This window comes from Paenibacillus sp. S28 (assembly GCF_016624415.1).
GTDB lineage: Bacteria > Bacillota > Bacilli > Paenibacillales > Paenibacillaceae > Paenibacillus_AQ > Paenibacillus_AQ favisporus.
On the sequence record NZ_JACVTM010000003.1, the window covers coordinates 522,776 to 540,221 of the forward strand.

A 17,446-nucleotide genomic window follows, 5' to 3' on the forward strand; every position below is an offset into this window, starting at 1 on the left:
AAAGGAGGAGAAACCATGCGCAAAGCCAGAATCGCCCTGTGGCTCCCGGTACTGATCGCGGGGATCGCGCTGGCCGGCTGTGCTGATTCGAACGCCGCCCGCTCCGGGGCCAATGATGCACCGGCTGCAGCCCAATTCACCAAGGGCCAGCCTTTGAAGGCGGCTTTCACCGACGCCCGCGCAGCCGGCATGAAAGGCGTAGCCGAAAATGAACGACTGCGGCTGTTCGTGGATGAGAGTACGGGTGCTATTGCTGTGTTAAATAAGGAAACCGGAGAGACGTGGTACAGCAACCCGCCGGAGCAGGGCAAGGACCCGCTCGCCTCGGGGGTGAACAAAGCCAACCTTTCTTCCCAGCTCAAGATCGATTATTACAACAATTTCGGCCAGGTGAATTCCATCAATACGTTCACGGACAGCGTCTCGCATAAGCAGATCAAATTCGAACCGATCCCAAGCGGGGTAAGGGTCACGTACCAGTTCGGAACTGCCGTGAAGTCAGCGGCCGATTTGCCGATGATGCTCAGCAGCGAGCGGATCGAGGCGATGCTGGGCAAGCTGGACAAAACGGGTCAGCGGGCTCTAAAAATCGCCTATAAAGAAGATCCGGATAAAAAGGTGTATGTCCGTAACGACAGCGCCTTAAATGGACTGCAGCTCGATCGCGCCTTCAAGGCATTCGACGATGCCGGATACACCGAAGAGGACCTCATGAAGGACATGGAGGAGCTGCATTTTACACAGGAAAAGCCGGAACCGCGGATATTCCTCGCATCGATCGAATATGCCCTGGACGGCGGCAGCCTAGTCGCCAAAATCCCTGCATCCGGCATTCAATATCCGAGCGCATATCCGATCGGGAATATTTCCTTCCTCAGCTTTTTTGGCGCCGGCAGCTCCAAGGAGCAGGGGGCCATATTCGTGCCGGACGGCTCCGGTGCGCTCATTCATTTCAACAACGGGAAAAAGCAGTATCCCGCTTACCAGCAGCCGGTGTACGGGGAAGACCTGACGATGAAGACGACCGAGGATGCCAAGACCGAGCAGGCGGTCCGGCTGCCGGTGTTCGGCATCATCCGGGAAAGCGGCGCGATCCTCGGCATCATCGAGGAAGGTGCCGCGGCTGCGGCCATCCATGCCGATATCAGCGGAAAGCTGAACAGCTATAACTATGTATATCCCAGCTTCAATGTCATGAACAAAGGAGAAGTGACGCTGCAAGCGAACGGCCAGGAGCGTACGCTGCCCAGGTTCCAGGAACAGGCGATGAAAACGGACTTTACGGTCCGGTACGCGTTCCTGAACAAAGAGGAGGCCTCTTACCAAGGCTTGGCCCGCTACTACCAGCGTTATTTGGAGCAGCATGGCGGTCTCCCCAAACCGGAGTTGGCCGCAGGTAAGACAGATACGCCGTTCTACCTGCAGCTGGTCGGCGGCATCGCCAAACAGAAGCATGTCGCCGGCATTCCTTACCGGACGATCGAGCCTCTCACGACGTTTGAACAGTCGGAGGATATCATCAACCAGATGAAGAGCCGTGACATCTCCAACATCAAATTGAAATTTTCGGGCTGGTTCAATGGCGGATTGGATCATGAGGTTCCGGATCATATTTCGGTCGACAAGGCGGTCGGCGGCAGCAATGGATTGCGGGGCTTCCTATCGTTCGCACGGGATCAAGGGGTTTCTTTCTTTCCGGATGTTGCAGTTTTGACCGCGAATACGGGGAAGGGATTCAACGAGAACGCGAATGCTGCGAGAACGCTGAGAGGCGTTCCTGCTTCTCTCTACCCGCTGGATCAGGCGCTCAATCGGAGGGACCGGGATAAGCCGCCGTCTTATGTTGTATCCCCGCGGCTTACCGTTTCCTATACCGAGTCGGTGCTGAAGGGCTTGAAAGGGTATCAAACGGGCGGCATTTCACTCCGGGATCTCGCCGATCAGCTCAACAGCGATTACCGCAAGCACAATCAACTGGATCGCACGCAGTCCGAGAACCTATCGGTTCAGGCGCTGGGCAGCATCTCCAAGGAGAATTTGAAGGTCATGGCGGACGGCGGCAACGCTTATGCGCTTCCATTTTTGTCGGATATTACGAATGCGCCGATGTCCGGCAGCCGATTCAAGATCGAGGACGAAGAGATCCCATTCTATCAAATGGTCATTCGGGGGTCCATCGACTACACGGGAAGCCCGTTTAACCTGTCAACCTATACGGATGAACGGCAGTATATCCTGAAATGTCTCGAATACGGAGCGGGCATGTACTTCGAATGGATCCATGAACCGAATGACAAAGTGAAGGATACGGATTTCAACGACTTGTATGCCGTCCATTACAAGCAGTGGATCGACCAGGCCGCCGAAATGTACCACGAGGTGAACGATGTGCTGAAGAACGTCCGGAACGAGCCGATTACGGGCCATGAGAAGCTTGGCGAAGGCGTGTTCAAGACCGTGTACGGGAACGGCATTTACGTCATTGTGAACTATAACCGTACGGATGTGACGGTGGACGGCCAAACGGTGAAAGCCGAGAGCTATTTGACGGGTGGTGTGCAATCTTGAAGTCGATCATGAAAATCGGAGCGAAGCGGCGGACGTACGCCGAACAGAAGGCGCTTTGGGGCTTTATCTACGTTTTGCCGTGGCTGCTCGGATTCCTGCTCTTTTTCCTCATACCGTTAATTTCCTCATTAAGGTACAGCTTCAGCTCGATCGAAGCCAATGCTAACGGCATGAACATCAGCTTTATCGGCATCTCCAATTACGTGGAAGCCCTTACGGTCAATACGAGCTTTAACCGTACGCTGACGACCTCGATCGTAAACATGGTCATCAACGTACCGCTCATTGTGATCTTCAGCCTGTTTTTGGCTGTACTGCTGAACCAAAGGTTTGTCGGCAGAGCCATTGCCAGATCGATCTTTTTCCTTCCGGTCATCCTGGCGTCCGGAGTCATTGCGAATTTGGAGACGTCCAGCCTCGTTCAGGCTATCAATGAGCAGAACGCCGGCGGTGCCGTGAGCGGCCTGGGGACCAGCGAGCTGACACGGATCATGGTCAATTCCGGTGTCAGCGATAACATCGTCACGTACCTGACCAGCGCCGTGGATCGCATCTACCAGATCGTCAGCCAGTCGGGCGTGCAAATTCTGATCTTCCTGGCAGGGATTCAGTCGGTATCCCCCCAGCTGTATGAGGCATCCAAGATCGAGGGAGCGACCGGTTACGAAGCGTTTTGGAAAATCACGCTGCCCATGGTCAGCCCGCTCATCCTGGTCAACGTGATTTATACGGTGATCGACTCGTTCTCCCGGAGCGAAATGACGACGCTGATCAGGGAAACGGGATTTACGAATTTCAATTTCGGCCTCAGCTCGGCGATGGCCTGGATCTACTTCCTGGCGATCATGGTTATTTTGCTAATCATTACGTTTTTCATTTCCAAAAGAATTTTCTATCAAGAGTAGAAGGAGCGTGAGCCGCGTTGATCATCGCCCGTTTGTTGTCGCTCGAAAGCTGGAAGCGCTGGCTGTGGACCGTCGTGCGGCTGGTCCTGATGGCAGGACTGTCGTTTGTCATTCTGTACCCCATTCTTCAAAAGATTTCAACGGCCATCAAGGACAAGAGCGATCTGTATTCGCCGATCGTCGTCTTTATCCCGGAGCATTATTCGCTGGACAATTTCAAAAAAGCCATCTCGATCATGGACTATTGGCACACGCTGTTCAATACGTTTACGTTATCGGCCATGACGACGATCCTGACGGCCGTGTCCTGTGCTTTTGCAGGCTACGCTTTCGCGCGGCTTAAATTCAAAGGCAGCAATTTGCTCTTTGGAGGCGTCATCCTGACCATTCTGGTGCCGCCAACGACCATTCTGATACCGATTTACATGAATTTGAAGGATTTCAGCCTCATGGGGCTGATCCCGCTGCTGACCGGGAAGTCGGTGAACCTTCTGGATTCGTACTGGCCTTTCTTTCTAACCTCAGTCACCGCAAACTCGCTGAAGGCGGGTCTCTACATTTTTATTTTCAGACAGTTTTTCCGGGGTATCCCGAAAGAAGTGGAGGAGGCGGCTTATATCGATGGGGCGGGCGTAAGCAAAACTTTTATGCGCATCATGCTCCCGAATGCCGTTCCGGCCATCGTTACCGTGCTGTTGTTTTCGTTCGTATGGCAGTGGAATGACAGCTTCTTTACGACAACGTATTTAACGTCGGGCAAAGTGATGTCCACCCAACTGGCTTCGCTGCCGCACAACCTCTCCATCATGCTCGAGGGCGGGGTGGCGACCAACAAGGATCCTTTCTATATGAGCATGGTCCAGGATACCGGCATCTTGCTGGCGATCCTGCCGCTGATCATTATTTATTTGTTCGTGCAGCGTTACTTTGTGGAAAGCATCGAACGGACCGGCATCGTCGGGTAAGGCTAGGTTATGGTATTAACGAAAAAGCAGCATGCGGGACCGCATGCTGCTGCTCTATTTTATTTATCTATAAGGAGAAGGTTTCTAGTGGAAACGGATAGAAAGCTGCTTGATTTTATCTCAAGTCCGTAAATCACCCGACTGCCGGTACTCACGAGGCGTGCAGCCCACGATACGCCGGAATTGTCTGGAGAAATGCTCGACATTGTTGTATCCGCACAGCTCGCTGATATCGGCGATTCGAAGCGATCCGTGGATCAGCCTTTCCTTGGCGAGGCGGATTCTGCACTGGATAACGTCGTCCATGCAGGAAATCCCGAAAGTCGCCTTATACAGCGTTTGCAGGTACCCAGGGCTCAAATGAACGTCATCGGCCATGGAAGGGACACTCCATTCAGCGCCGGGACGGTTATGGATCGCCTTGCGCAGATTCAGCAGTTTCTGGTAATGCGGCGAATTTTCCTTGGATTGAAAAGCTTCGAGCAGCTTGTTGAACAAGATCCGAAACAGGTAGTCGATCGAGAGCTCCCGGTAATCGCAGCTGAAAAAATTTTCGGTGGCCAGAAGCTGAAACAGCTGGCGGCAGTACCCGGGATCCGGGACCGGAATCGGAACGCCTTGCGGAAGTGTCGTCTCGAGAACGTAGGATTCGTCCGTCTCGAAACGGACCCAGTCATTCACAAATTGGCCTGAGCAGGCGCGGTACATAATCTTTTGCCGAGGGGGAAAAAGAACGGCACAGTTTGCCGGGTACTCCCGGATTTCTCCTTGAACCCAGAACTCGGCCGGCGTTTGCGTAAGAATCAGCAGCCAAAAATCATGTCCATCCGGAATGTCATAAATAAAGTCTCCGGGATGGGCGGCATCATATCCGACATAGTAAATGGATGTCGTCATCACGATCTCCAATCTTAGAATAGATCAAATTTCTGTCAGCATAGATCATTCATTGCTGAGATGTCCTAATTTATAATTTCATAGTAAACGCAATATAAAGTCAATAGAATAATCAGAAATGGCGTTACTCCGTCAGCAAATCCGCATTTGAAATGATCAATAAAGGTGAGGACCATGCCATGATATTGAAAAGCGAATATATCAAAGTACTATGCTATACCCGCACTCCGCAGGAAGACATCATCTATGCACCTAGGCTGGCGTACAGCATGCATCTTGCCTATAGCGAGAACGGCAGGGACTTCCAAGCCTTGAACCATAATTCAGGCGTCCTGTTCGCCAAGGCAACGAACCATGAAAACGGGACGCTTCGTGCCAAAAGCCTGAAAAATCCGTACCTCTTCCGCATTGCCGACGGAAAATTCGGTGTCGTTGCCGTACGGACGGAAGCGGATGGACAGCAGGATGAAGAGAGCCGAGGGGCGGTGCTGTTCTTTACTTCCGGCGATTTGCTGCAGTATCAAGAAATCGGGCTTGTCGATTTGAAGAGCGGTGCTTACGCCCAGGATGTCGCTTGCGAGTACGATGAATCAAGCCAGGCATACGTCATCCGCTGGAGCGACGGGAAGGGCGGCAGCTACCAAAATAAGATTCAGGACCTTTATGATCTGGCTGGCGCCGGGACTCCGGAAAAAGCGGAGGCGTTTACTCTGGAAGCCGTATCGGCCGACATTGAAGGCATCCAGCCCCGTAACGTGATCCGCGTTCCGCGGGAAACGGCACAACGCCTCGTATGCCGGCTTACGGTTCCCGAGAATGTCGCCATTGAAGTTCCGGATGGCATCAAGGCGGCATCGGCCGAGGATTTGAAAGCGCTCAAAGCGACCGCGGTATACAGTGACGGCACCACGGCCCCCAAAGCCGTGGACTGGGATACGGCAGCGGTTCGCTGGGATCAGGCGGGAACCTATCGGGTGAAGGGAAGGGTTCGTCAGGAGCATTATGCGTTTCCGATCGCGCCGAACCGGGCGGACCCTTGCATCACGAAATGGAACGGCAAGTATTATTTCATTGCGACCAACGACGCCGACGGCAACCGAACCTTGTATATCCGGGAAGCAGAGACGATATCCGGTCTTGTTCAGGCCGGCGAGTCTTTAATTTTGGATACACAAACCTATGATCACATTAAAGGGCTGTTATGGGCGCCCGAGTTCCATATTATCGAGGACAGGCTGTACATTTTTCATGCGGCAACGACAGGCGAATTTTTCTATGAAGAGTGCCACGTGATGAAGCTGCGCGAGGGTGGGGACCCCACTTGCGCCGCTGACTGGTCGATGCCCCGGCGCGTCGTCAGGAAAGACGGTACCGAGTTATGCGAGGCGGGCAAGGTGATCTCCCTGGACATGACCGTCATCCAGGTGAACGGGGATTGTTACGCGGCTTGGTCGGAGCGGCAGTTCGTGCCTGTAGATCTTGGCGCCTGGGTTTATATCGCGAAATTGGATCCGAAGGAGCCGTGGAGGCTGGCGAGCGATCCGGTGCTGCTGACCAAGCCGGACTTTGGCTGGGCCAATAACCATACCTTTGTCGATGAAGGGTCGTTTGCTTTGATCCGGGACGGCAGGATTTTTCTAACCTTCTCGAGCGCGGCGGTAGACGCTACTTATTGTGTAGGCCTGCTGACCGCCGACGCGAATGCGGACCTGCTGGATCCCGGCAGCTGGACGAAGGGCAATTATCCGCTGCTGACGTCGAGAAGCGTCCCGGGCGAATACGGTCCGGGCCATAATTCTTACATTACCGATGACGATGGCGTTACTTGGAACGTATACCATGCCCGACCTGGAGTAGAAGGGCCAAGAGGGTCCGGAATCCGCCGCGTTCATTTCGGCATGGACGGATATCCGGTGCTTGATTTAACGGAAGAAAGGGATTTGAACCCGGCTTTGGCCGAGGTGTCGATCGAAATCATTGTACAACGCGACTAGGAAGGGGCAGAGAGAACATGTATCCAAATCCGATTATATGGGCCGATTATCCGGATCTTGATGTGATCCGGGTAGAGGATACCTACTATATGGTGAGCACGACGATGCACATGATGCCGGGCTGCGTCTTTCTGCGATCATATGACCTGATTCAATGGGAGGTGGCTTCACATGTGTACGACGTACTGGACAATACGCCCGCACAGCGGCTCGAAGACGGCCAACATATTTACGGCCAGGGCATGTGGGCGCCATCTTTTCGTCACCACAAGGGAAAATTCTACGTCATCTTCGTGGCGAACGATACCCGCCGGACTTACTTGTACACGGCAGATAGCGTAACCGGCCCATGGACGAAGCAATACATCGAGGGCTTTTATCACGACTGCTCCCTGCTGTTTGACGATGACGGCCGGACGTATCTGATTTACGGGAATGCCGAGATTCACCTGCTCGAATTGAAGGAGGATCTTTCCGGTCCCAAACCCGGCGGGCTGAACCGCGTTATCGTGAAAGAACGGGAGCCGTACCATCTCGGGTACGAGGGTGCTCACTTTTATAAGATCGATGGCAGGTATTATGCTTTCTTTATCCATATTTCGAAGGCTTCGGGGCGCCGAACGCAGGCCTGCTTTGCGGCGGATTCCTTGGAGGGCGAGTTTACGGGCGGTGAGGTCTTTAATGACGATATGGGGTATTTCAATTCAGGCGTAGCGCAGGGCGGCATCGTGGATACGCCGGACGGGAAATGGGTGGCTGTGCTGTTTCAGGATCACGGCGCCGTCGGCCGGATTCCGGTGCTTGTTCCGCTGCGCTTTGAGAAAGGTTTTCCGGTATTCGCCAAAGCAGCACCCCCAATGATCGAGCTGCCAAGCACAAGACCCGGGTATACCTACCAGCCTTTGGTTGGAAGCGACGACTTTGATTACACGCCGGACGAAGACGGCAAAGTACGCCTGAAGGATGTTTGGCAGTGGAATCATACGCCTGACGATGCATTATGGTCCGTAACGGACAAACGGGGAGTCTACCGGGTCACATCCGGCAAGATCAGCCCCAATTTGACGTTCGCGGTCAATACGCTGACGCAGCGCGCCATGGGCCCGGCATGCGAAGTGACGGTCACGCTGGACGGCAGCGGGCTGAAGGATGGCGATTATGCAGGCCTGTGCTTTTTGATCGGTACGTACGGCTTGATTGCCCTGACCAAGGAGGCCGGCCGATCCTACCTGGTGATGCTGGCCAGAGAGGCCAAAGACCGCTCCATATTCGGCAAACTGGTCGACGAAGAGCCCGGGACCGAACTCGCCAGAATCCCCGTGTCCGGAAACGTCGTCACACTCAAGACGATCGGCAATTTCGTGAACAATGCGGATGAGTGCATGTTTTATTACCGGGATGGCGCGGATTGGAAGCAGCTTGGGATTACGCACAAGATGGTATACAAGCTGGACCATTTTATGGGATGCCGCATCGGTCTGTTTATGTTTTCCACCCGCGAGGTCGGAGGGACGGCGGATTTTTCCGATTTTCAATACCAGGTGCTGAAGTAACCCGACTTCCGTTCGCTCCTTATGCAAAAGGGGTGTTCCTCTGGGAATGTCCTCGTTTGTGCTGGATGTTATTTTGAAAGTCGCAAGGTGTGGTCAAAGACAACCATACTTTGCCGGGTGAGGACACGGTCAATGGCAGGTTGTTGCGTGATCATGAGGAGGCTTACACTTTGGGATGAAGGTGTCTTTCATGAAGCATTGGCGTGAAGAACTTCTCTAGGAGGGGATAGGTATGATGAGGTTGCGCGAAGCGTTTAAAGAACAGTTTTTGATCGGGGCCGCTGTCAATCCGGTGACGTTGGACTCGCAGCGTGATTTGCTTATCGAGCATTTCAACAGTGTGACTGCCGAAAATGAAATGAAATTCGAAAGGTTGCATCCTGCGGAGGACCGGTATACGTTTGAGGCTGCAGACCGTATGGTGGCCCTGGCTAAAGCCAACGGCATGGGAGTAAGGGGCCATACGCTGGTGTGGCACAATCAGACGCCGGCATGGGTGTTTGAAAATGAAGACGGCAGCCAAACGGATCGGGTGACGCTGCTGGCCCGCATGAAATCTCATATCAACACGGTCGTATCCCGTTACCGGGGAGAACTCTATGCTTGGGACGTGGTGAACGAAGCGGTATCCGACAGCGGCAGCGAACTGCTGCGGCCTTCGAAGTGGCTCGATATTATCGGCGAGGATTTCATCGCCAAAGCGTTTGAGTACGCCCATGAAGCCGATCCGGATGCGCTGCTGTTCTACAACGATTACAACGAGGCCGATCCGGTGAAAAGCGAGAAAATCTACACGCTCGTCAAATCGCTGCTCGAGCAGGGGGTGCCGATCCATGGCATCGGGCTTCAGGCGCACTGGAGCCTGTATCACCCGTCCCTGGATAATATCCGCGTGGCGATCGAGAAATACGCCAGTTTGGGCGTGAAGCTGCATATTACGGAGCTGGACGTTTCGATGTTTGCGTTCGATGACCGGCGGACCGACCTCACGGCTCCGACGGAAGAGATGCTGGCTCTTCAAGCGGAACGTTACGGTCAATTTTTCCGGCTGTTCCAGGAATACAGCGAATATATCACTTCCGTCACTTTTTGGGGCGCTGCCGATGATTATACCTGGCTGGACCATTTCCCTGTGCGGGGCCGAAAGAATTGGCCATTCTTATTTGATGCGAAGCATCAGCCCAAACCGTCTTATTCGGAAGTGCTGAAGACAGTGGGCTTGACTCTTTAGTCAAGGCATATTTTTCATTGGAATGGTGCTTGTACAAGCACCATTTTTTTTTCGTGTTAACGGCAGCTGCACCAGCATTTAATTAAGGCGATACCGTTTGATGGGAGTTGAAGGTCATCCGGTATGCGGTCGGCGAGAAGCCGGTCGATTCCTTGAAAATTCTGGATAAGTAGGAGATATCGGATATTCCGATCCGGTCGCCGATTTCAGATAACGGGAGGTTTGTCGTCACAAGCAGCAGTTTCGCTTCCTCCAGCCTTCTTTTCTTGATGTATTGGATCGGGGAAATCCCGAACTGGCGTTTAAATACACGGATGAAATAGTTGGGATGCAAATGAGCCTTTTCTGCCAAGTCCGTAATGGTCAGGTTGTGACGGTAGCTGCTCTGAATATACGAAATCACCTGTTCGAGAGGTTCGGGCTCCGTCGAACGATGGAGGCTGACCTCGGAGGAAACCGCATGCTCAATATAATAAGCGACCAATCTTAGCATGGCTGATTTCACAAGCAGCGGACCGCTGATGGAAGCCGCAGCATCGCTGTCGAGCAATTCGCGGAACAGCCGGATCGCTTCGCTGTCATTTTTTGTGTCCACATACAGTGGGGTTTGAATCAGGTCAAAGAGATTGCGGTCTCCAATCCGAGCCGTAAAATGGCACCAATATTTCGTGTATCTGGGGCCCGAAGTATAAGAATAGGACTGCTTCACGCCATGAGGCATAAGAAACCATTGTCCGGGTTTTGGACTGAATTCCGAATCGCCGATTTTCAGCCATCCCTCCCCGTCACAGATCAAATAAAACTTGTTGAAGTCCGGCGTATAGTCGAGCTCCCGCCAATCCGTCCATACCTGGTTATATCCCATCGATGTGACCCGTACGTCCAGATTTTCCATATACAGCCTTGCTAGTGATTGGTTGCCCATATATGTATTCCCCGTTCTATATAGAGTAGATAATTTTATCCAACAGAAGGTTAGGATTCTGTATTCATTCATGGCATGAGGATTGCTAGGATAAAATCAATTCCTGATTCGAGCAAAGGAGGCAATACCGATGAACTGGAACGAAATCGCCGCAGGCCCCTACCAACCTACCTTTGAGTCCCTCCGCCAATTCGAATGTCCGGAGTGGTTCCAGGACGCCAAGTTTGGGATCTGGTCGCACTGGGGCGCCCAGTCCGTACCGATGTACGGAGACTGGTATGCACGGAACATCTACATCGAAGGTTCGGAACAATACCGATACCATGTCCGTCACTACGGGCACCCATCGAAATTTGGCTATAAAGATCTTGTGCAGCTGTGGAAAGCGGAGGCGTTTGACCCGGATGCCTTAATGGACTTATACACGGCGGCCGGGGCCAAATATTTTGTGGCGCAGGCGATGCACCATGATAACTTCTTCAATTATGATTCTAGCATCCATCGCTGGAACTCGGTCAATATGGGACCCAAAAAAGATATTGTCGCTCTGTGGAAGGATGCCGCCGCAAGGCGTGGGCTGCCTTTTGGCCTAACGGAGCATCTCGGCGCCACATTCAGCTGGTTCCATTGGAATAAAGGCAGCGATAAGGAGGGGCCATATGCCGGCATTCCTTACGATGGGAACGATCCGGCGAATGAGGATTTGTATCTGCCCAATAAGGAACACCATCATGGCAGGATACAGGCTGATTCGATTGCGCCTTGGTATACGTCCAATCCATGGTGGCATCGTCACTGGTTTTCCGTGATGAAGGAAATCATTGATAAGTATCAGCCGGATCTGCTGTACTCGGACGGCGGGCTGCCGTTCACACCAGGCTACTGGGAAAAGCCGGAGCTGTCCCTGGATGATCCCGCCTATGAGGCTGGACTACGCGCTGTCGCACACCTGTATAATACGAGCGCGGCGATTCACGGCGGCGTGAACCGTGCGGTCTATAACCAGAAGGATCGGCGCAAGGAAATATACACGATAGGCGTGCTGGATATCGAGCGGAGCCAAGAGCCTGACATTAAACCTGAGCCGTGGCAGACCGACACATGCGTAGGGGACTGGTTCTATAATGTAAGGTCTGTGTATAAAAAGCCGGGGCATGTTATCGAAATCCTGGTCGATATCGTTTCTAAAAACGGCAATCTCCTCTTGAATATTCCGCAGAAGCCGGATGGTACGATCGACGACGAGTGCACGCATATCCTTAGGGAGATGGCCGAGTGGATTCGAGTCTGCGGAGAAGGAATATTTGGCACCCGCCCATTCCGCGTGTCGGGCGAAGGCCCCTCACAGGTGGTTATTGACCATTTCACCGAAAACAAAGTGGAATGGACAGCGGCAGATTACCGATTTACGCAGAAGGGGAATATGCTCTACGCCTTCCAAATGCGCTGGCCGGAGGATCGTCTGGCCGTCATTCGTACATTGACCCCGGCTGACAAAGTAAAGTCCGTGCGGCTGCTGGGTGTGGGCGATGTACCGTTCGAACAGGCTTACGGAGCTCTGGTGGTTTCCCTCCCAGAGCATAGGCCGACAAATCATGCCCACTGCCTGGCTATTGAGCTCGGGTGACACGCTCGATGATCCATTTGGACCAGCATCGCTGGCTGAGATAGGAATATGATCGGTATAATAATATAATACTTGTTGGATTACGCCCTGCGGCTGATATAATGATGCCGTGGGGCGTTTTTAATAACTCTTGTTAAGGAGATGATGACGATGAAAGCGCTGAAGCTAAGGCCTTTTGTTCCGTCCGGTGAGGATTACCCGCTTGCTGTGCAGTTCTATGAGGATTTGGGATTTGAAAAAATCTTCACCAGCGATGAGCTGACGATTTTCCGGATGGACGAAACGGAATTCCATTTACAGAACTATCAGAACGCTGAATTGCAAATGAACTATATGCTGGAGCTATGCGTCCAGGATTTGGATGCGTGGTGGAGCCATCTTCAACACTCCGGTGTCGTCGGAAAATACGGCGTGAAAGCCAAGCCTCCTGAAATCCAGCCGTACGGCAGACGCGCCATCCACCTGCTGGATCCCGCCGGTGTTCTCTGGCATATTACAGAAGTCTGAACCCGGCCGAGTTGGAAAGGTTAGACGCAGCTGATGACTTTTGCAGAGAGGAGGAAGATTACATATGGACGGTGATATGAAGCAAATCTATCTGATCTCCGGTCCGCTCGGGGTCGGAAAGTCGACAACATCGAAAGAGCTCGCTCGGCTCGTGGAACGCGGTGTGCTGATCGAGGGCGACGATTTACTCCACATGCAGATGACGGAGCCCGTCCCGACATGGGAGGAACGTCTGAGCTTGGCTTGGATGAATATCCTTTCGGTCACAAGAAACTTTATCCAAAACGATTTTCACGTCGTGATCGACTTTGTCGTCGAAGATGAATTCGAGTGGTTCTGCCAGCAGATCGCCGATTTAAACGTACAGCTCAAATATGCGGTACTGCACGCAGACGAAGAAACGATAGCGGAGCGGCTCCATAAGAGAGGGGATATCCATTCACTGGACCGGTCGCTGTTTTTGCTAAATAAACTGAAGTCAGCAGCAGTCAATGCGGATTATCTTGTGGATACGAATCAAAAGGATCCGGCCGAGACGGCCGCAGAAGTGATCCAACATGACAGGTTTCACGTTCATGTTGGAATGTAACGGAAAGCATGGTTAAACAACGGCTGCCGCAAGGATAGACTGCTATTCTTCAAGTCTTCGCCGGCCGCCGTTTTGTTGTGCCCGAAAGTGTCTGAAGAGGCAAATTGCGGTGCCTGAAAAAGGGGTTGACAATAACTGTTAATCATCGCATAATGACATTGACTGACTGAGTCAATCTAAATTACGGTACTTCATATTTTTTTGGAATATTATCGACTGAATAAGTCAATCTAAACCAGGGAGGAATCATTTTATGGTTACCAAGGCGAACTCAAGCAAAGCCATCGTCATCGGTGGAGGTATGGCGGGAATCATGACCGCACGCGTGCTCTCGGAATATTTCAAAGAGGTACTGATCGTCGAAAATGATGCCTATCCGACAGGGCCGGACGTCCGGCCGGGAACGCCTCAGGCATTCCATCCGCATCGCTTTACGGCGCGTGGGAAAGCGGTCATTGAGCGGCTCTTTCCTGGATATGAGCAGGATATGATCTCGAACGGCTGCCCGTCTTCACTGAACAAAACCGCGTATTTCATGAACCAGTACGGCACCCTGGAAATGAAGTACGACCGGGATGATCTTAAATTCAGCAGAGCGCTTCTGGAGTGGGTCATCCGCGAGCGGACGGCTGCCATTTCCAACGTGAAATTTCTGACGAAACACCAGGTGACGGGGTTGTTAACGAGCCCTGACGGATCCGAGGTAATGGGGGTGCAAGCCAGAGACCGTGAGCAGTCCGGCAAGGAGAAAGCCCTGATGGCCGACCTGGTTATTGATACGAGCGGGCGATCTTCAAAGCTGTCGGGCTGGCTTACGGATCTGGGCTACGAGGTTCCCAAGCCGGATCTGTTGAAAGTTTCGCTCGGATACAGCACCCGTCGCTATAAAGTACCGCCGCACCTGACTCATTTGATCGATGAATGGGATGTCATCAACATTCAAGGGCAGCCTGCGAGCGGTACGTATACGAGTGTCTTCTCTTTTATCGAGAATGATACGGCTGAAGTGCTGCTCGCCCGTCCGGGCGGGAATTACCCTCCGACGGATGCCGCCGAATTCGAGAGCGCCTTGGAACAGCTTCCGAGCCCGAAGATCGCAGAACTCGTCCGCGATTTCGAACCGATGGCGTCACCCAGACCTTTTCGCGTTCCGGAGTTGTACTGCCATCGATTCGAACAGATGCCGCTGTGGCCGCAAGGCTTGCTGGTCCTGGGAGATGCTTACTGCATCTATGACCCGATCTTCGGCCAGGGCATGACCGTGGCTGCCATCTCTGTCGAAATCCTGGAGGCTTGTCTGCGGGAACAGCGCGCTGAGGAACGGGCGGACTGGGAGCGCGGCGTGCTTCACCGAATCAAGGAGGCCATCGAGCCGGCGTTCTGGCTGAACTGTACGGCGGATCTCCGGTGGGAGGGGGTCGAATACGAAGGGGCGGATTCGAGGAGGGAGAACGCCTTCAGCCGGGAATATATGGAGCTGTTCCTGAGGTATGCGGTCAGCAAACCCGACTGGAAGTTCTATGGACTCTATTGGGCGGTTAATACGTTAGCGGTATCCCCCCGTAACATTTTCAATCCTGAGACAGCTGTCCAAGTGTTAACCGCTTCGGATGAGGGCAGGAAGCTGCTCTCCGGTCTTACGGCGGACAACGGCCAACCCGTGGAAACGATTCTCGAAGAAATGCTTCCGCGGTTCCCGGAATCGCCGTTCGAGCTGGTAAGACCATAGCGATAGCCAAGATGGATTTGATATACTGGTAGAAAAAACGGTAGCTTCCGGTAAAGGGGTACTTGACATTGGCACCATTAAACGAAGAGCAATTGCACCAAATTCGCGATGAACGAAAAGAACAAATCAAGGCGGCAGCGCTTCAGGTGTTTGCCCGCAAAGGCATCCTCAGCGCAAAGATGAGTATGATCGCGGAGACGGCAGGCATCAGCAACGGGCTGCTGTACCATTATTTTAAATCCAAAGACGAATTGTTCACGTCGCTCGTTCAGGAGGCGATGGCCGAATCGGAAGCGGCGCTGCGCAGTATCTATGACATGCCGGGAACGCCGCTCGAGAGAATCAAGGCGTTAACGGCTGAAATCCTAAATGAAGGCGGCGCGCCGTATTTCATGCTGATTCACCAGTCAATCACGTCCGACGGCGTGCCCGAACAAGTCAAGCAGATTCAACAGGAATATTCCATGGATTCCTCTGTCGATATACTGCTGCCGTTATTCAAGGAGGGGCAGCAGGCAGGGGAATTGGTGGAAGGAGATCCCCGGGAACTCATCGCTTGTTACTTATCTGTCCTCTCCGGCATAATGGTCATCAATTCGAATGGAAGTGAGGTATATCGAATTCCGAAGGTCGACATGCTGATGCGGCTGGTTGCCCGGAAATAAACGCAGTTTGTACATCGTGAAAAAAACTCTTTCCTACCCGTCTATCAAGGCGGTTGGAAAGAGTTTTATGATGTGTTCTCCGTATTTAAGAACAGCAATTCGTTTCCACCTCTAACGCTGCCTGCTTATCCAGCTCCATACTGGGTGAGATACTGTGGATACGAGCGGAGATGGACTGCTTTGGCCTTGCGCTGGGCCTCTTCCCGATGTTCCGGAACCTCCTCCGACTCGACGTAATCGGCCAGTACGTCAATGACGTCGTCCAGCAGTTTTGCACGAAAATACAGCTCAAGCCGCTCGACAACCACATCTCTTGCCGCCGCCAGTACCCGGTCCCTCCAAACCGGCCATGATGGGCCATGCCTTAGCGGCCATAACATAACCGAATAGTCCATCGCCGCATCTCCCTGGCCGGAAAGATCGTCCCAGTCGATGATCCGAAAGCTGTCCTTGCCGCAAGTCAGCACGTTGTTTCCGTTCAGATCGTTATGAACCACATCGCGCGCAGGGAGCCCGAAAGCCGGGGTCTGCCGGACGGTTTCCCTCAGCCTTTCGATCTCTTCTCCAAACCACGAAATGGTCTCATCCGACACAAAATCCCGCAGCAGCTCCCGGGATCCGCGGATTCCTTCCAAATCTTCCGTAAACCTGGATATGTACTCGTCTTCAAAGGCATCCGCATAAGTGCGGGCTTCGGCTTCAGGCAGCATTCTGCGGAGAATGCCGTCGCGATGCAGCCTGGAGGCGGTCTCGATGACGCCCGTCAGAATAGCTTCCGAATTCACCGCTTCCGCCAGCGGGACCGCATCCTCGATATATTCGAACACAAGGCCGTACGGATGCCCTTCTACGATCTCACTTTCAATCCTGTGGACCAGCTTGGGTGCGGCGTAGTGTTCGGCAAGATAATCGCTGACGTCCGCCCACTGCTGCAGCCGCTCGCTCCGATCGGGCGGAGCCAGCTTAACGTGAAGCCGCGTGCGGCCGTCCGACAAGCGCAGAGACAAATTACCGAAGCCTCCGGGATTATAGATGTATGAAGCCTGGATATGATTAGGATCTAGACCGATCGCACCGGCGTTCGCCGCTGCCCATTTTTCGATGATTTGTTCTGATAGCATTACATTCATAACAGTCTACTGCCTCCTCGCCTTCTTTTGGTATATACCGGATATTGTAGCATGGAATGGGTGCGATTACCCGGCCGTCAAGAAGCAGGAAAAAACCATTCGTTCACGAATGGTTTTTTTAAAGATGTCAGAAAGGACATCCCAAGCATCCTGGATAATGG

At 53.0% G+C, this 17,446-nt stretch carries 14 protein-coding genes; 11 read left to right on the forward strand and 3 right to left on the reverse strand.

Annotation, left to right across the window (positions count from 1 at the left end; genetic code table 11):
• The first annotated feature begins 15 nt into the window (after positions 1 to 15).
• Genes IAE55_RS10940 through IAE55_RS10950 form a run of 3 tightly spaced genes read left to right on the forward strand, consistent with a single transcriptional unit; the run spans position 16 to position 4,438 of the window.
• Positions 16 to 2,568, forward strand: a complete 2,553-nt coding sequence (locus IAE55_RS10940; protein ID WP_200632084.1) for a DUF5696 domain-containing protein — start codon at positions 16 to 18, stop codon at positions 2,566 to 2,568.
• Positions 2,565 to 3,473 carry a carbohydrate ABC transporter permease gene (locus IAE55_RS10945; protein WP_116232513.1) on the forward strand — a complete coding sequence of 303 codons (909 nt, stop codon included), beginning with the start codon at positions 2,565 to 2,567 and terminating at the stop codon, positions 3,471 to 3,473. Before IAE55_RS10940 ends, IAE55_RS10945 begins: the two co-directional genes overlap by 4 nt.
• 17 nt (positions 3,474 to 3,490) lie before the next feature.
• Entirely contained in the window at positions 3,491 to 4,438 is a 948-nt protein-coding gene (locus IAE55_RS10950; RefSeq protein WP_076169184.1) for a carbohydrate ABC transporter permease, read from the forward strand.
• A gap of 120 nt (positions 4,439 to 4,558) precedes the next feature.
• Here the strand turns inward: IAE55_RS10950 and IAE55_RS10955 are convergent, their stop codons facing one another.
• Positions 4,559 to 5,335, reverse strand: a complete 777-nt coding sequence (locus IAE55_RS10955; protein WP_200632087.1) for a helix-turn-helix transcriptional regulator — start codon at positions 5,333 to 5,335, stop codon at positions 4,559 to 4,561.
• 179 nt (positions 5,336 to 5,514) lie between these two features.
• Here IAE55_RS10955 and IAE55_RS10960 point away from each other — a divergent pair, with 179 nt between their 5' ends.
• From IAE55_RS10960 to IAE55_RS10970, 3 genes are all read left to right on the forward strand, one after another.
• Complete coding sequence (locus IAE55_RS10960; RefSeq protein ID WP_200632089.1) at positions 5,515 to 7,329, forward strand: family 43 glycosylhydrolase; 1,815 nt, start codon at positions 5,515 to 5,517, stop codon at positions 7,327 to 7,329.
• A 17-nt stretch (positions 7,330 to 7,346) separates the two neighbouring features.
• A complete protein-coding gene (locus tag IAE55_RS10965; protein ID WP_200632091.1) occupies positions 7,347 to 8,882 on the forward strand; it encodes a glycoside hydrolase family 43 protein in 1,536 nt (511 codons plus the stop codon).
• A gap of 232 nt (positions 8,883 to 9,114) precedes the next feature.
• Positions 9,115 to 10,113 (forward strand): endo-1,4-beta-xylanase, encoded by a 999-nt coding sequence (locus IAE55_RS10970; protein ID WP_145159683.1) that lies wholly within the window; start codon positions 9,115 to 9,117, stop codon positions 10,111 to 10,113.
• An 82-nt stretch (positions 10,114 to 10,195) separates the two neighbouring features.
• Here the strand turns inward: IAE55_RS10970 and IAE55_RS10975 are convergent, their stop codons facing one another.
• Positions 10,196 to 11,038, reverse strand: coding sequence for an AraC family transcriptional regulator (locus IAE55_RS10975; protein WP_186381948.1), 843 nt, complete (start codon positions 11,036 to 11,038; stop codon positions 10,196 to 10,198).
• A gap of 130 nt (positions 11,039 to 11,168) precedes the next feature.
• Between IAE55_RS10975 and IAE55_RS10980 the strand changes: the two genes are divergently transcribed.
• The 5 genes from IAE55_RS10980 (at position 11,169) to IAE55_RS11000 (ending at position 16,155) form a co-directional block, all read left to right on the forward strand.
• Positions 11,169 to 12,665 carry an alpha-L-fucosidase gene (locus IAE55_RS10980; protein ID WP_200632093.1) on the forward strand — a complete coding sequence of 499 codons (1,497 nt, stop codon included), beginning with the start codon at positions 11,169 to 11,171 and terminating at the stop codon, positions 12,663 to 12,665.
• A gap of 150 nt (positions 12,666 to 12,815) precedes the next feature.
• Positions 12,816 to 13,172, forward strand: a complete 357-nt coding sequence (locus IAE55_RS10985) for a VOC family protein (protein ID WP_105443965.1) — start codon at positions 12,816 to 12,818, stop codon at positions 13,170 to 13,172.
• A 64-nt stretch (positions 13,173 to 13,236) separates the two neighbouring features.
• Positions 13,237 to 13,761 (forward strand): AAA family ATPase, encoded by a 525-nt coding sequence (locus tag IAE55_RS10990; RefSeq protein ID WP_200632095.1) that lies wholly within the window; start codon positions 13,237 to 13,239, stop codon positions 13,759 to 13,761.
• Between the two features lie 253 nt (positions 13,762 to 14,014).
• Positions 14,015 to 15,490, forward strand: a complete 1,476-nt coding sequence (locus tag IAE55_RS10995) for an NAD(P)/FAD-dependent oxidoreductase (protein WP_200632096.1) — start codon at positions 14,015 to 14,017, stop codon at positions 15,488 to 15,490.
• 68 nt (positions 15,491 to 15,558) lie between these two features.
• On the forward strand, positions 15,559 to 16,155 hold the full coding sequence (locus IAE55_RS11000; protein WP_200632097.1) for a TetR/AcrR family transcriptional regulator: 597 nt from the start codon (positions 15,559 to 15,561) through the stop codon (positions 16,153 to 16,155).
• Positions 16,156 to 16,280: 125 nt separating this feature from the next.
• Here the strand turns inward: IAE55_RS11000 and IAE55_RS11005 are convergent, their stop codons facing one another.
• Entirely contained in the window at positions 16,281 to 17,285 is a 1,005-nt protein-coding gene (locus IAE55_RS11005) for an aminoglycoside phosphotransferase family protein (protein ID WP_200632098.1), read from the reverse strand.
• Positions 17,286 to 17,446 lie beyond the last annotated feature (161 nt).